12 protein-coding genes are annotated in these 14,404 nt (G+C 69.3%); 7 read left to right on the top strand and 5 right to left on the bottom strand.

Annotated features, from left to right (window positions below):
• Nucleotides 1–30: 30 nt before the first annotated feature.
• Nucleotides 31–486, top strand: coding sequence for a GNAT family N-acetyltransferase (locus AC07O8_RS03880; RefSeq protein WP_495046775.1), 456 nt, complete (start codon nucleotides 31–33; stop codon nucleotides 484–486).
• A gap of 3 nt (nucleotides 487–489) precedes the next feature.
• Here AC07O8_RS03880 and AC07O8_RS03885 read toward each other — a convergent pair whose 3' ends face one another.
• The 4 genes from AC07O8_RS03885 to AC07O8_RS03900 all read right to left on the bottom strand — a co-directional run bounded on the left by AC07O8_RS03885 (nucleotide 490) and on the right by AC07O8_RS03900 (nucleotide 6,026).
• On the bottom strand, nucleotides 490–2,703 hold the full coding sequence (locus AC07O8_RS03885; RefSeq protein WP_495046776.1) for a hypothetical protein: 2,214 nt from the start codon (nucleotides 2,701–2,703) through the stop codon (nucleotides 490–492).
• A 157-nt stretch (nucleotides 2,704–2,860) separates the two neighbouring features.
• The gene (locus AC07O8_RS03890) at nucleotides 2,861–3,613 is read right to left on the bottom strand and encodes a glutathione S-transferase family protein (RefSeq protein WP_495046777.1); all 753 of its coding nucleotides are present in this window, start codon (nucleotides 3,611–3,613) and stop codon (nucleotides 2,861–2,863) included.
• A 53-nt stretch (nucleotides 3,614–3,666) separates the two neighbouring features.
• Entirely contained in the window at nucleotides 3,667–4,833 is a 1,167-nt protein-coding gene (locus AC07O8_RS03895; protein ID WP_495046778.1) for a M48 family metallopeptidase, read from the bottom strand.
• Entirely contained in the window at nucleotides 4,833–6,026 is a 1,194-nt protein-coding gene (locus AC07O8_RS03900; protein WP_495046779.1) for a YjgN family protein, read from the bottom strand. The genes AC07O8_RS03895 and AC07O8_RS03900 overlap by 1 nt, the downstream gene beginning before the upstream one ends.
• A gap of 261 nt (nucleotides 6,027–6,287) precedes the next feature.
• On the opposite strand from AC07O8_RS03900, the gene AC07O8_RS03905 reads away from it, so the two are divergent.
• The 4 genes from AC07O8_RS03905 to metW all read left to right on the top strand — a co-directional run bounded on the left by AC07O8_RS03905 (nucleotide 6,288) and on the right by metW (nucleotide 10,874).
• On the top strand, nucleotides 6,288–6,920 hold the full coding sequence (locus AC07O8_RS03905; protein ID WP_495046780.1) for a glutathione S-transferase family protein: 633 nt from the start codon (nucleotides 6,288–6,290) through the stop codon (nucleotides 6,918–6,920).
• 168 nt (nucleotides 6,921–7,088) lie between these two features.
• Nucleotides 7,089–8,960 (top strand): signal peptide peptidase SppA, encoded by a 1,872-nt coding sequence (gene sppA, locus AC07O8_RS03910; RefSeq protein ID WP_495046781.1) that lies wholly within the window; start codon nucleotides 7,089–7,091, stop codon nucleotides 8,958–8,960.
• A gap of 142 nt (nucleotides 8,961–9,102) precedes the next feature.
• Nucleotides 9,103–10,293 carry a homoserine O-succinyltransferase MetX gene (gene metX, locus AC07O8_RS03915; RefSeq protein WP_495046782.1) on the top strand — a complete coding sequence of 397 codons (1,191 nt, stop codon included), beginning with the start codon at nucleotides 9,103–9,105 and terminating at the stop codon, nucleotides 10,291–10,293.
• Nucleotides 10,290–10,874 carry a methionine biosynthesis protein MetW gene (gene metW / locus AC07O8_RS03920; protein WP_495046783.1) on the top strand — a complete coding sequence of 195 codons (585 nt, stop codon included), beginning with the start codon at nucleotides 10,290–10,292 and terminating at the stop codon, nucleotides 10,872–10,874. The genes metX and metW overlap by 4 nt, the downstream gene beginning before the upstream one ends.
• A gap of 24 nt (nucleotides 10,875–10,898) precedes the next feature.
• Here the strand turns inward: metW and AC07O8_RS03925 are convergent, their stop codons facing one another.
• Complete coding sequence (locus AC07O8_RS03925) at nucleotides 10,899–11,912, bottom strand: M14 family metallopeptidase (protein WP_495046784.1); 1,014 nt, start codon at nucleotides 11,910–11,912, stop codon at nucleotides 10,899–10,901.
• Nucleotides 11,913–11,951: 39 nt separating this feature from the next.
• On the opposite strand from AC07O8_RS03925, the gene AC07O8_RS03930 reads away from it, so the two are divergent.
• Together AC07O8_RS03930 and AC07O8_RS03935 are read left to right on the top strand one after the other, a co-directional pair.
• Nucleotides 11,952–12,800: an alpha/beta hydrolase gene (locus AC07O8_RS03930; protein WP_495046785.1), complete on the top strand. Its 849-nt coding sequence runs from the start codon at nucleotides 11,952–11,954 to the stop codon at nucleotides 12,798–12,800.
• A 31-nt stretch (nucleotides 12,801–12,831) separates the two neighbouring features.
• Entirely contained in the window at nucleotides 12,832–14,307 is a 1,476-nt protein-coding gene (locus tag AC07O8_RS03935) for a M20 family metallopeptidase (protein WP_495046786.1), read from the top strand.
• The last annotated feature ends 97 nt before the right edge of the window (nucleotides 14,308–14,404 follow it).

Below are 14,404 nucleotides of genomic sequence, written 5' to 3' on the forward strand. Positions count from 1 at the left end.
GCCGCACCGCGCCTGATCCGTGTGCATCAGATGGATCCCCTTGCCTGGGCGCCGCTGCTGGCGGCCAGCGAGAGCGAGGGGCGGCAGATGCTGCGCCGCCTGATGGACGAATGGCGCAGCGGCGCCAACCGTTACGAGCAGCCCGGCGAATCGCTGTGGGCCTGGCTCGACACGAACGGGCAGGTCATCGCGGTGGGCGGGCTCAACGTCGAGCCGCCACCCGGACGTCCCGGCACCGGCCGCATGCGTCGCTTCTACGTGCATCCCGACTGGCGCGGCCACGGCCTGGCGAAGCGTCTCGTGAACGCGGTGCTCGCCAGCGCGCAGGGGCACTTCAGCCGCTTGCACGTCAACTGCGAGGAAGCGGCGTCCGCGACGTTCTGGACCCGCTGCGGCTTCGCGCCGATCGACGCGAACCTCGATCCCCTCGAGCGTCCCGCCCGGTACACGCACGTGCGGCTGTTGCCGCAGTTCCAGGCGGCCTGAGCCTCAGATGACGGCCTGACCGTCGATCAGGACGTTGAACTTCACGGCGGGATTGAGTTCCTGCAGTCGTTCCCTCAAGACTTCCTTTCGGCTGATGTCCTCGTTGCCGAGGAAGACGACGTCCTTGCTGTCCAGCCTGATGGCGAGTGTCTTCGTATCGAGCGCTTCGACAGTGGCGTGCGAGAGGATCACGAGGTTCCTTTCACCGTTGTCCAGCCAGAACTGTTCGATGTCCTTGATGCCGCCGGAGAACTGGGTCAGGTCAAGGACAGCAGTGCCGGACACATACAGCGTGTCCTCGCCCGCCAGGCCGTCGATGCGCTTCAGGTCCGTCTCATCGGAGTAGGTGAGGACATCATCCTGCGCCGTGCCGATCAGGTTCTGCACCCTGGGCGTACTGTGGTCCTTGGCGAGGTAGACCAGGAATTCGTTGTACATCGCTTGCTGGGGAAAGTCGACGCCATGACCGTGCGAAGCGAGGCTCCACGAATCGTCGGTGCTCAATCGCCGTTCCTCCAACGGGTTCTTCGACGCGAGCCAGGAGCCGTTGCCAAAGATGACGCGCGCGGCGTCCGTGTAGTTGAGTGCTTCCGTTCCCGCGCTCTCGCTGTCGTTGTGTGCCTCGAAAACCAGGTTGCCGATCGATCCGTCGAATTCTTTGGCCAATCGGCCGAAGGTAGCCGGGTCGCCGACGTCGAAAACGATCTTGCGGAAGCTGTCAGGAAAATGGACGCTCAGTCGGTCCTTGTCTGCACCGCCCAAGTTGAACAGCGATCCCAGTCGTGAACCTTCCGACTGCACAGTCGCATAGATCACCGCGCTCCGCCAGTCACTGCCTGCCACGCCATTGGCGGTCATGTGATCGTCAGGATCGCCATTGCGGCCGGCGTTGAAGCTGATGGCCACCGAACCATCCGGCCGGGTGATGATCGTTCCGCCGTCGACGACCACGCCTTGCCGCTCTGGCGCCTTCGTTTCCATGTCCCGCGAATGGCCGGACTGGTCGTACCAGCGCGTCACGTAGCCCTTGTCCGTTGCCTCGCGTCCGACGAAGTCCAGGAGCGCTTCGCGATCGACGTGGCCGTGGACATCGAAGCCGATGTCCATCTCCTCGTTGTCGGACGAACGCCGCACGCGAATCGCATGGCCCTCAAGTCCGGCGTTGAGGTCGCGCATGCCGTAGGCTGCCTGCAGGCGCTGGACGTCGACCTCATGGATCGTGCCGATCCCCTCCGCGCGGTCCAGCGTTCCCCCGACCGGCTCGGAGAGTTTGATCGACACCTGTTCGTCGGTCTCTCTCAGATAGTCCCCCTTGACCGGCAACCGGATGAGCTGTTGCGATTCGCCAGGCTTGAACGACACGAGGCCCGCCTGGTCCCCAGTCAACTCGTCCATGGACACCGTGCTCTTGTCCGCTTGGACGGCGAAGCGCACGGACCCGCCCTGGCGCGTGTCTCCCGAGCGTTGCACGAGGAAGACCAACTCGCGCGTGCCGGTCGTGGCTTCGATGACGTGGGCGTCCGACAAGGAGAAACCGGCAGGCTGTGGCGCAACTGCCTTGACCGGCGTCTCCGGTGCGATGGACACGACAGGCTCGACCGGCGTCTCCGGTGCGATGGCCACGGCAGGCTTGACTGGCGTCTCTGGTGCGATGGGTTCGACGGCCTTGACCGGCGTCTCCGGTGCGATGGGTTCGACGGGCTTGACCGACGTCTCCGGTGCGATGGGTTCTACAGGCTTGATCGACGTCGCCGTTGCGATGGGTTCGACGGGCTCGACCGGTATCCCCGTCCTGTCGGACGCTGCGGTTCCTGCCGGAGGGAGGAATGTTGCGGGAGCTTGATCCGTGCCCGGCGACACGGGCGTCGATGCAGGGACTGCGTGCGTCTTGGTGCTCGAGCCGACAGCCACGGCACCGAGCAGGCCGAAGACGCCAAGCCCGACACCGGCCGCCTTCAGCGACGGCGCCTGAGGGAGTGCGCCGCCCGCCGCCATTTCGTCCGGGACGGTTCCGGAGGCGTGGGCACCGATGTCGTCCGCAGCGTAGGCCGCGATGGATGGCTCGGCCGCCGTCGATGCAATGTCGCTGTCGTCATTCGCCGTATTGCCGTTTCGTGGCTCGGGCTCCGCCCCCAGCGATATCGCGGCGTCGTCGTCGCGGCGCGGACGTCGTGCCGCGTGAGGTGCAAGAGTAGTCTTCGATTTCAGGGGGCGCATGAAGGTGATCCGCAGCGGGTGATGAACACAGCCACTGTGCAGCGACTTCCGTCAGCGCGAAATCGCCTCGATTGTCTGCCCGGCCTGCGTCAGGCGTCAGGCGTCATGGCGCGGCAGGTCATTTCGGTAGCGGGTGTCCTCGTCCTGAACGCCCGACTCAGACCGTCTTCGGCGGCCAGTGTGTCGCGCACACCTCGGCGACCTGCGGCAGCGCTTCGATGCGCTGAAGCAGTGCGAAAAATTCGGGCCGGTTCGCCTCCAGGTGTGGCCTCGACCCCGACCACTTCGACACGATCACCGCCATCGCGTCGAGCGCGCCGGGCTTCGCGCCGCTGAGCCACGGCTGCCCGGGGAACATGTCCGCGAAGATCTCCCAGTGCTTGTGCAGCCGGGCTTTCGTGCCCGCGACGATGGCTTCGCGGTCGTCCTGCTCGGTGCGCGTGGAGTAGCGCTCGGGGTAGTCGATGACGCTGATGCAGCTGTAGCAGTTGGCGGCGATGTAGACGAGGCCGCGCAGGATCTGGTCGCGCTGGCGATCGCCGTCGCCGAGCAGCTGCGCCGCCGGGAAGCGCAGGCCGAGGTGCATCAGGATGGCGCCGCTTTCCGTGAGCACGTCGCCGTCGGGCGTGTGCAGCGTCGGGATCTGCATCAGCGGATTGAGCGCGCGCAGCGCGTCCTGCTCCGACGCGTTCTCCCACGAGGACGCATGCACCGTGCGGTAGGCCTGGCCACACCAGCGCAGGCCGATCTCCACGATCGCGGAGCCGGAGCCCCGCGTGCCGTAGAGCACGTAGCCGGCGTCGGGCGCGGCGTCGGGCGCGGCGTTGGTCGCGGCGTCGGTGGCGGCGGTGGGCGTCGGGTGGGAAGCCGGGCCGGACGCTGAGCTGGAAGGCGAAGGGGAGGTGGTCATCACGATCTCCGCGAAAGGGTGCGGAGAGTGTAGGAGCGCCGCCAGGCGCGCGATCAGCGCTCGAAGAACCGCATCCGTTCGTCGTCCGCCGGATGCGAGTTGAACGCGATGCGCAGCAGCTCGCCGGCGCCGGCCTTGGCCCGCTCGCCGACATCGCGGCCGAGGCCTTGCGGCTCGGACGCGCGTTCGGCCCGCGCCTGCGCGGACCGCTTCGAACGCCACTCGCCGAGGCGCTCGAACAGCACCCGCATCGCGCGCGGCGACCGGCCGCTGTCGACGAGCAGGCGCTTCGCCTGCGCGTCCGCCGCGCGTTCGAAGTCGCGCGAATAGCTCGCCTGCATCAGCACCGCCGGCGCGCCCGCGAGCAGGCTCGAGAAGTCGCCGATCGCGACGCCCAGCAAGCCGCCCATCAGGCTCGCCCGCATCGTCAGGCGCAGGCCGTGCTGCTCCCGCACGTGGCCCAATTCATGCGCCAGCACGCCGAGCACCGCGTCGGGTTCGTCGCCGAGCAGCCGCAGCAGCTCGTCGGTGATCACGATGTGCCCGCCCGGCAGCGCGAACGCATTCGGTCCGAAGGTCTGACCGGCGTCGCGGAAGTGCAGCTCGTAGGGCGTGGCGTCCCCCGGTTGGCTCGCCACCATCGCGGCGAAGCGCTCGCGCCACTGCTGCTGCTCGCGCGCCGACGTCGTGCTCGGCTTCAGCAGCAGGCGGTCGATCTGGTCCAGCGCGCCGTCGCCGATCGACTGCTCGATGGCCGCGGGCAGGTGGCGCGCGATCACGTCCGCGGCGGCAGGAACGCCCCAGTGCCAGGTCGTGCCGCCGACGGCCACGACCGCGACCAGCGCCACGATCGAATGCTTCCAGCTGGAGAACCACCGCGCCGCCAGTCCGCCGCCCAGTCCTCGGCCCTGCGTGGAGGCGTCGGCCCAGGCGTCCCAGTCGGCGGCGTCCTTGGCCATCAGCACGCCGCCATCGGGCAGCTGCGCCTGCCGCTGTCCGTGGCGCGTGCGCTCCGGCCATTGCACCTGGCGGATCGGATAGCGGCGCTCGACGCCCGCGAGGTCCTGGTCGTGGACGACCAGCTGCTCGCGTTCCAGCCAGAGCCGGACCGGCCGCGCGCGGGCGCTGCGGCCGTCGAACCAGTCCGCCTGGAGCGTCGCGGCTGCGGCCTCGACCTCCGCGCTGTGCGCTCCGTCCGACACGCCCGGTGCGTCCGGCATCACAGTCCCATGTCGATGCCGAAGAAGTCGCCCGCGAGGTCGCCCGCGGCGTCCTGCGAAGCGCTCTCCTGCCCGGCTACCCAGGTCTCGGGATCGCCGTCCATCGTCAGGCTCACGGCCTCCAGGCGCAGGCGCGCGGTGTGCACCGCGGCGAACGGCCGGTACAGGCCGAGGGTCACCGCCGTCAGCAGCCAGTTCTTCAGCGTGAGCCCGGCCAGCGCGCCGAAGCGCAGCTGGCTGGTGAAGGACAGGTCGTCGGTCGTCGTGCGGTTCCAGACCAGGTTCTGGAAGCGCGCGGTGAAGAACGGTCCGACGAGCGCGAAGAGCAGCAGGTAGGTGATGCCGAACGACACGAAGGTCGAGATCATGATCACGACCTGGGACTTGCTCAAGCTGCTCGCGCCCACGACGCCCATGGCCAGCAGCATCCCGGCCAGGAGCACGAGCAGACCCAGGCCTGCCGCCTTGAGGCACAGCCAGTACACGCTGCCGGCGCCCAGGCGCAGCTCGCCCTGTTGCGCCGCGATGCGGTAGCCGTTGTGCTGGTAGCGCTTGGCGGCCGCCACGATCCACGGCACGACCAGCGCCATGACGATCACGGTCAGCACCACCAGCTGCTCGACGAGGCCGAAACGCGGCTTGCCGTTGACCAGCAGCCCGGCCGGCCCGCCGATCACCTGCGCCGTGAGCGCCACGCCGGACAGGATCCAGACCGGCAGCGCCGGCGCATAGGCGCCATTGAGCGTGCCGGCGAAACCGAATCTCAAGCCGCGCCAGCCGGTGTTGCCCAGCCGGAACTGCATGCCGGCGCGCCACAGCGCCGGCCAGATCGCGGCCATCACGCCGAAGGCCACCAGCCCCGCCAGCGGCGAGAAATGGCCCGCCGCCGAGTACGTGCCCATCAGCACCAGCAGCAGCACATGGCCGCGGAACATCTTCCACGGATCGCCGTGGAAGCTCAGCGCATGGCCGTCGACCAGCGTGTTGGCGTAGAAGTAGCGGATGCGCCGCGCCTTCGCGAACGGCCAGTACAGGCTGGCCGTGACGATCGTCAACAGCAGGTTGACGATCCAGATCCGGAAGTACTCGCTGCCCGACCCGGTGAACTGGATCTCGAGCTTGCGCTTGCGGTATTCCGACAACGGCCATCCGGTCAAACCGCCGGTCGCCGCCCCCTCCTCGTGCTGCTGCATGGATTCCCTCTCTCTGTCCTGTGGTGACCGGTCTCCCTGCGGGATCCGGTCTGTCTCTTGGGCGCACCGCTTGCCTGATGCGCGTCGTCGGCCCCCTCGGCCACGACTCCGCATTTCCCCGCATTCCTCCGTATTCGGGCGGGGCGGGCGGGAGTGTGCGTCACCGGCCCAAGGGACGGCAATACACCCAAATGAGGGCTGCGCCACTGTCGCGTCCGGGAGTCAGTCGCGGAAGGCGACTCGTTAGAATCCCCCGACACCATGAAGCTCATCGGATCCCTCACCAGCCCCTACGTCCGCAAGGTCCGCGTCGTCATGGCGGAAAAGAAGCTCGACTACCAGTTCGAGCTGGAAGACGTCTGGGGCAGCGACAACATCCTCAAGATCAACCCGCTCGGCAAGGTGCCGTGCCTGGTGATGGAGGGGCAGGATTCGATCACCGGCGCGGTGTTCGATTCGCGCGTCATCGTCGAGTACGTCGACACGTTGTCGCCGGTCGGCCGCCTGATCCCCGAGCGCGGCCGCGAGCGCTGCGAGGTGCGCACCTGGGAAGCGCTGGCCGACGGCCTGATCGACGCCTGCATCGCGGCGCGCCTGGAGCGCACCTGGTCCGGCCGCGCGCCGGGCGAGCACAGCGAAGCCTGGGTGGAACGTCAGATGAACAAGGTGCTGGCCTCGCTGCAGGCCATGGCCAACGGGCTGGGCGAGAAGAACTGGTGCTCCGGCAACCACTTCACGCTGGCCGACATCGCGCTCGGCTGCGCGCTCGGCTACCTGGACTTCCGCTTCGCCCAGATCGACTGGCGTGCGTCGCACCCCAACCTCGCGAAGCACTTCGACAAGCTCATGACGCGTCAGAGCTTCCAGGACACGCTGCCGCCCGCGAACGCCTGATCCGGCACGCGGCCCGGCGCCAAGCGTGCGCGCTCCCTCCGAAGGGCGAATCCCCGGCCGACTTCCCGCCGGGGGGCTCAACTGGGCCCACAATGGCCCGGTCCAGCGGGGGATCGATCCAGATCCTCGCTGTCCTGACATTCCGTTGACGGATCCCGGGAGGATTGGATGGGTGTGAAGCGAGCGTTGGCGCCGATCGGGCGCTTTTTCGGTGGCGTGTGGTGGTTCCTGAACGGCACGCGGCGCGTGGTGTTCACGCTGCTGTTCTGGCTGATCGTGATCGGCCTGATCTGGGCGGCGGTGCGCGGCGGCAAGCCGCTGCTGGACAAGACGACGCTCGTGCTGGACATCCGCGGCGATGTCGTCGAGCAGTTCTCCGGATCGCCGCGCGACCAGGCGATCGCGCAGATCAAGGGCGAGGCGCGCGCCCAGACGCGCTTGCGCGACATCCTGCGCGCGCTGGACGCGGCGGCCAAGGACGATCACATCGTGCAGGTCGTGCTCAACCTCGACCAGATGGGCGGCGCCACGCCCGCCGCGCTGCATGAGATCGAAGCCGCGCTGACCCGCTTCAAGGCCAGCAAGAAGCCGGTGGTCGCCGCCGGACTGGCCTTCGACCAGCGCTCGTACTACCTCGCGGCGCAGGCCACCGAGGTCTACGTCCACCCGATGGGCGGCGTGATGATCGAAGGCTACGGCCGCTATCGCAACTACTACAAGGACGCGCTGGACCGCGTGGGCATCTCGCCCAACGTGCTGCGTGTCGGCACCTACAAGAACGCGGTCGAGCCCTACTTCGCCAACGGGCCGTCGCCCGCGACGATGGAGGCCGACGCCTATCTGTACGACGAGCTGTGGGCCCGTTACCAGACCGGCGTCGAGACGGCGCGCAAGCTGCCCAAGGGGGCCATCCAGCGCGCGATCGACGAGCTGCCGGAGCGCCTGAAGGCCGTGGGCGGCGACCCCGGCAAGTTCGTGCTGGCCGAGAAGCTGGTCGACGGCCTGAAGACCGAGGACGAGGTCGAGGCGCTGCTCGAGAAGCGTGGCGCCAAGGACGAGAAGCGCCTGCGCCAGATCGGCCTGGGCGCCTATGTCGCGCAGCTGCCGCCCAAGCTGCCCAAGCCCGAGGGGCAGGTCGGCGTGATCGTGGCCGAAGGCGAGATCGTCGACGGCAGCGCCGGGCCGGGCAAGATCGGCGGCGAGTCGATGTCCAGGCTGATCCGCCAGGCGCGCGAGGACGAGAAGATCAAGGCCGTCGTGCTGCGCGTGAATTCGCCGGGCGGCAGCGCCTTCGCCTCCGAGCTGGTGCGTCGCGAGCTGGAACTGACCCGCGCGGTCGGCAAGCCGGTCGTCGTGTCGATGGGCGGCGTGGCGGCCTCGGGCGGGTACTGGATCTCGATGTCTTCGGACGAGGTGATCGCCGACGCGTCGACGATCACCGGCTCGATCGGCGTGTTCGGCATGCTGCCCACCGGCGAGAAGCTGCTGGACAAGCTCTCGATCCACACCGGCGGCTACGCGACGACCTGGCTGGCCAACGGCTATGACCCGCGGCGTCCGCTGGATCCGCGGATGGCGCAGGTGGTGCAGTCGTCCATCGAGCACATCTACGCCGACTTCACCGGCAAGGCGGCGCAGGCGCGCAAGAAGTCGCCGCAGCAGATCGACACCGTCGGCCAAGGCCGCGTGTGGACCGGGTCGCAGGCGCTGGAGCGCGGGCTGGTCGACAGAACCGGCCTGCTGGCCGACGCGATCGCCAGCGCGGCCAAGCGCGCGAAGCTCGGCGACGAGCCGACGGTGCGTTACGTCGAGCCCGACCGCAGCACCTTCGACCGGCTGCTGACGAGCATGGGCGACGCCGCGGCGCCGTCGCTGCGCGGCATGGTCATGCACGCGCTGGGCGGCATTCCGGCGGTGCCGGCACCGCTGCGCGAGGCGCAGGTCGACATCACCTGGCTGGCCGAACAGGCCGAGGCCGGTCCGGCGGGCTCGAAGCCGCCGGTGCGCGCGATCGTGCACTGCCTCTGTACCGCGCCGTAGCTATACTTCCTCGGATGGCGCCGATTTGTCCGGCTTGCGGGCGCCCAAGAAATGCAGCTAAAGAGGGACACCCGATCCACGGATCGAGACCCGGTGTTCCGCTTCAAGCAGCGGCGCCGGGTTTTGTTTTTTGAGGTGTTCCATGGGATCTGTCGGTGACGTCACACCGCAGCGCTTGTTGTTCGACGAGCCGCTGACCCTGCGCAGCGGCGCCCGCATCGGCGGGTACGAATTGATGGTCGAGACCTACGGCCGGCTCAACGAGGACAAGTCCAACGCGGTGCTGGTGTGCCACGCGTTGAACGCCAGCCACCACGTGGCCGGCACGCACGCCGGCGTCGACAAGAGCGAAGGCTGGTGGGACAACCTGGTCGGCCCGGGCAAGCCGCTGGACACGGACCGGTTCTTCGTCATCGGCATCAACAACCTGGGCTCGTGCTTCGGCTCCACCGGGCCGATGCATCTGAATCCGGACACCGGGCGCGTGTACGGCAAGGACTTCCCGGTCGTCACCGTGCAGGACTGGGTCGACGCACAGGCGCGCGTGCTGGACCGTTTCGGCATCCAGAAGCTGGCGGCGGTGCTGGGCGGCTCGCTGGGCGGGATGCAGGCGCTGGACTGGTCGCTGCGCTACCCGGAGCGGATGCGCCACTGCATCGCCGTGGCGACGGCGCCCAACCTGTCGGCGCAGAACATCGCGTTCAACGAGGTCGCCCGCCGGGCCATCATCACCGACCCCGAGTTCCACGACGGCTTCTTCTACGAGCACGGCGTGGTGCCGCGCCGCGGGCTGCGGGTGGCGCGGATGATCGGCCACATCACCTACCTGAGCGACGACGTGATGGAGGAGAAGTTCGGCCGCCAGATGCGCTCGGCGGAGCTGGGCTATTCGACCTCGGACATCGAGTTCCAGATCGAGAGCTACCTGCGCTACCAGGGCGACAAGTTCAGCGAGTACTTCGACGCCAACACCTACCTGCTGATCACGCGGGCGCTGGACTACTTCGACCCGGCGCGCGAGCACGGGGGCGACCTGAGCCGCACCTTCGCCAGCGCGCTGTGCAAGTTCCTGGTGGTGAGCTTCACGACCGACTGGCGCTTCTCGCCGGCGCGCTCGCGCGAGATCGTCAAGGCGCTGCTCGACAACCGGCGCGACGTGTCCTACGCCGAGATCGACGCGCCGCACGGCCACGACGCCTTCCTGCTCGAGGATCCGCGGTATCACGGCGTGCTGCGCGCCTATTTCGACCGCGTCGCGAAGGAGCATGAGAAGCCGCTGCCGGGCGCTGCTTCTGCGCCGGTGTCCCACCGTCTCCAAGGCGTGGCGGTATGAGTGATCGCGCGGTGATGGACATGATCGCGGAGCTGGTGCCGACCGGCTCGCGCGTGCTCGACCTGGGCTGCGGCACCGGCGAGCTGCTGGCGCACCTGCAGGCCACGAAGGGCTGCACCGGCTACGGCGTCGAGCTGGACGATGCGAACGTGCTCGCCTGCGCGCAGCGCGGCGTGAACGTGATCCAGCTCAACCTGGAAGAGGGGCTGGCGATCTTCGAGGACCAGAGCTTCGACGTCGTGCTGCAGCTGGAGACGCTGCAGAACCTGCGCAATACCGAGGCGATGCTGCGCGAGACGGCGCGCGTCGGCCGGATGGGGGTGGTGAGTTTCCCCAACTTCGCGCATTGGCCGAACCGCCTGCAGATCCTCGCGGGCCGCATGCCGGTGACGCGCGTGCTGCCGTACCAGTGGTACGACACGCCCAACATCCGCGTCGGCACCTACGCCGACTTCCAGATCCTGGCTCGCAAGTGCGGGCTGCGCGTGCTGGACAGCTTCGGCGTGCAGGAGAGCCGCCAGGTCCGCCTGCTGCCGAACCTGATGGCCAGCATGGCGGTGTTCAAGTTCGACCGGGACTGAGCGTCGGCGACCCGTGCGTCGCGCTCACTCCTCGTAGCGTCCGAGCCGCACCATCGTCTGTCCGCTCAGGCCGGCGCGGCGCGAAGGCATGATCAGCACGCACCCGTCGTGCGGCGTGAGCCAACGGCGTCCGCCGTCCTCGGCCAGCGGCGTGCCGGCCTGGGGGATCACCTTCAGGTGGTGCGTCGGCATCAGGAAGCGGAAGGCCGGCGTCACCGCCGTCACGCCCTCGCCGACGCGCACCAGCCGCTGCCGCGCGGGCGCCGGCACGCGCAGCTGCGCGTCCGCCCACGCCGCGTCGACCATCGCCAGGTGGCGCAGGAAGCGCACCGTGACGTCCTGCGCCATGGCCGCGCTCTCCGGCTCCCAGTGCGAGCCGCATTCGACCAGCACGGCCTGCCGGTCGCTCGCCGGATCGGCGAAACCGCCCCGGTCGATCAGGCGCAGGCCCGCCGCATGGCCGGTGTCGACCAGCAGGGTTTCCGGCTGTCCCAGCGCGCGCGCCAGCGGCACGCTCTTGTCCGTCATGCCGCAGATCGTCAGCGCCGGCGCGCCGGCCTCCTGCATCGAATGCAGGTCCAGCAGGACGTCCGCGGCATCGACGAAGGGCGCCAGCTCGCGCGCGCGCCGCAGTTCGACCGAGTCGCGCGCGCCGCGCAGCACCGCGTCGTCCCAGATCCGGTTCATGTCCTCGTCGACGCAGCGCGACGAGAACGGCTCCGACACGTTGAAGCGCCGGAAGGCCTCGACGTTGGCGAAGGCCAGGATCAGCCGGCCGCGCAGGGGCTTCACGCCTTGGTGCAAGAGCCTGTCCAGCGCGATCGCGCCGCACAGCTCGTTGCCGTGGGTCAGCGCGACGACCATCGCCGTCGGCCCCGGCCGGCCGGCATCCAGCACGTGGACGAACTCGACGTCGGTCCCGGTGCCGCGCCGCCAGCGCTCGATCGCCGGCGGCAGGAGCCGGACTTCCGGGTTGAAGGGCGGGAAGCTCTCGGGCAGGGCGGGCGTCATCGTCGTCGAAACGTGGGGGTCGTCCACGGCGGGTGGACCGGCCGGGCGATCCTACACTCCGGCCCCATGAAGACTCTCACCGGCCATGACGGCCTTCCGCTGCACTGGCGGGAATGGGGCGCCGACCTGTCGCTGCCCACCCGCGGCACCGTGCTGATCGTCCACGGCCTGGGCGAACACATCGGCCGCTATGAAGCCGTCGCCGGGCGCCTGAACGACTGGGGCTGGCACGTCGCCGGCTTCGACCAGCGCGGACACGGCGCCTCCGGCGGCCCGCGCGGCGACATCCCGAAGCACGACAGCCTGCTGCTCGATCTGGCCGCCACCATCGACTGCCTGCGCGCCGACGATCGCAAGGGGCGGGGACCGCTGATCCTGCTCGGCCACTCGATGGGCGGCGCCGTCGCGGCCCGCTTCGTCGCCGGGGCCCTGGAGAACGCCCCGTGGTCGCGGCCGGTCGACGGGCTGGTGCTCAGTTCCCCGGCGCTGGATCCGGGCCTGTCCGCCTTCCAGCGCGGGCTGCTCGGCGCCACGCTGCCGCTGGTGCCGCACCTGGCCGTCGGCAACGGGCTGAATCCGGCCTGGGTCTCGCGCAGCGCGGACGTGGTCCAGGCCTACAAGGACGACCCGCTGGTGCACAACCGCATCACCCCGACGCTGGCGCGGATGATCGCCAGCTTCGGCGCCGAGACGCTGCCGCTGGTGCCGCGCTGGACCACGCCGACGCTGCTGATGTGGGCCGGTGCCGACCGCTGCGTCGCCCCCGCCGGCAGCGCCGCCTTCGCCGCGGCCGCCGCTGCGGGCGGGGCGGTGCAGGCCGTGCCCTTCCCGGGCCTGTCCCACGAGATCTTCAACGAACCTGAGCGCGAACAGGTCTTCGCCCGGCTGCGCGCCTGGCTGGGCTCACGCTCCTAGAATCGACGGCACCGACCCCAGGAGACCCCTCATGAACGCACGTGATCCGTCGTTGCCGCTGCAGACCGATGAAATCAGCGCCCTGGGCGCCTTCGCCGAGAAGGTCTGGGACCAGGAGATCGTCCCCGCGCTGACCGACTACATCGCCATCCCCGCCAAGAGCCCGATGTTCGACGCCGACTGGCAGGCCAACGGCTACATCGAGCGCGTCGTCCGCGACGCCGCGCAGTGGGTGGAGGGCCGGAAGATCCCCGGCCTGACGCTGGAGGTCATCCGCCAGGAAGGCCGCACGCCGGTCATCTTCTTCGAACTGCCGTCGACCAAGCCCGAGAGCACCGACACCGTCGTCCTCTACGGCCATCTGGACAAGCAGCCCGAGTTCAACGGCTGGCGCGCCGACCTCGGCCCGTGGACGCCGAAATACGAGGACGGCAAGCTCTACGGCCGCGGCGGCGCCGACGACGGCTACGCGATCTACGCCTCCATCACCGCGCTGCTGGCGCTGGACCAGCAGGGCATCCCCCGCCCGCGCTGCGTCGGCCTGATCGAGGCTTGCGAGGAGTCCGGCTCCTACGACCTGCCGGCCTACATCGACCTGCTCCGGCCGCGCCTGGGTAATGTCTCGCTGGTGGTCTGCCTGGACTCCGGCGCCGGCGACTACGACCGCCTCTGGATGACGACCTCGCTGCGCGGCATGGTCTCCGGCGTGCTCAAGGTCGAGGTGCTGACCGAAGGCATCCACTCCGGCGACGCGTCGGGCGTGGTGCCGTCGTCCTTCCGCATCCTGCGCCAGGTGCTGGACCGGCTGGAGGATTCGAAGACCGGGCGCCTGCTGCCCGAATCCTTCCATTGCGACATCCCCGGCGTGCGCTTCGAGCAGGCGCAGGCGACCGCCGCGATCCTGAAGGAAGAGGTCTACAAGCGCCTGCCCTGGGCCTGCGGCGCGGACGGCGGACCGGTGCTGCCGGTGACCTCCGACCCGGTCGAGGTGCTGCTCAACCGCACCTGGCGGCCGACGCTGTCGGTGACCGGCGTGGACGGTTTCCCCGAGCTGAAGAGCGCCGGCAACGTGCTGCGCCCATACACCGCGTTCAAGCTGTCGCTGCGCCTGCCCCCGCTGATCGACGGCAACGAGGCCGCGCTGAAGCTCAAGGCGCTGCTCGAGGACAACGCGCCGTACAACGCCAAGGTCAGCTTCGTGCCGGACGGTCGCGCCGGCGCCTACGGCGCCACCGGCTGGAACACGCCGGAGCTGTCGCCGTGGCTGAGCCAGGTGCTGGACGACGCCAGCCAGGCCCATTTCGGCCAGCCGGTCGGCTACATCGGCCAGGGCGGCACCATCCCGCTGATGAGCATGCTGCAGAAGGGCTTCCCGGCCGCGCAGATGATGGTCTGCGGCGTGCTGGGCCCGAAGAGCAACGCCCACGGCCCCAACGAGTTCCTGCACGTGCCCTACGGCAAGCGCCTGACCGCCGCGGTGGCGCAGGTGATCGCCGCGCACCCCTGACCGCCGCGGACCCGGTCGGCGGCCCGCTGGCTCGGCGGGTCGCCCCGGTCCGCTGATCGACGCACAGCAGAGGCGGCCCGCGGCGACGCGGCGTCCG

This window comes from Roseateles sp. GW821-FHT09G09 (assembly GCF_059415965.1).

Bases quoted from the DNA above. Each gene is read 5' to 3' on its own strand.
- AC07O8_RS03890 (WP_495046777.1), bottom strand. From the start codon at position 3,613: ATGACCACCTCCCCTTCGCCTTCCAGCTCAGCGTCCGGCCCGGCTTCC.
- metW (WP_495046783.1), top strand. From the start codon at position 10,290: ATGAGTGATCGCGCGGTGATGGACATGATCGCGGAGCTGGTGCCGACC.
- AC07O8_RS03895 (WP_495046778.1), bottom strand. From the start codon at position 4,833: ATGCCGGACGCACCGGGCGTGTCGGACGGAGCGCACAGCGCGGAGGTC.
- metX (WP_495046782.1), top strand. From the start codon at position 9,103: ATGGGATCTGTCGGTGACGTCACACCGCAGCGCTTGTTGTTCGACGAG.
- AC07O8_RS03885 (WP_495046776.1), bottom strand. From the start codon at position 2,703: ATGCGCCCCCTGAAATCGAAGACTACTCTTGCACCTCACGCGGCACGA.
- AC07O8_RS03905 (WP_495046780.1), top strand. From the start codon at position 6,288: ATGAAGCTCATCGGATCCCTCACCAGCCCCTACGTCCGCAAGGTCCGC.
- AC07O8_RS03880 (WP_495046775.1), top strand. From the start codon at position 31: ATGGATCCCCTTGCCTGGGCGCCGCTGCTGGCGGCCAGCGAGAGCGAG.
- AC07O8_RS03935 (WP_495046786.1), top strand. From the start codon at position 12,832: ATGAACGCACGTGATCCGTCGTTGCCGCTGCAGACCGATGAAATCAGC.
- sppA (WP_495046781.1), top strand. From the start codon at position 7,089: ATGGGTGTGAAGCGAGCGTTGGCGCCGATCGGGCGCTTTTTCGGTGGC.
- AC07O8_RS03900 (WP_495046779.1), bottom strand. From the start codon at position 6,026: ATGCAGCAGCACGAGGAGGGGGCGGCGACCGGCGGTTTGACCGGATGG.
- AC07O8_RS03930 (WP_495046785.1), top strand. From the start codon at position 11,952: ATGAAGACTCTCACCGGCCATGACGGCCTTCCGCTGCACTGGCGGGAA.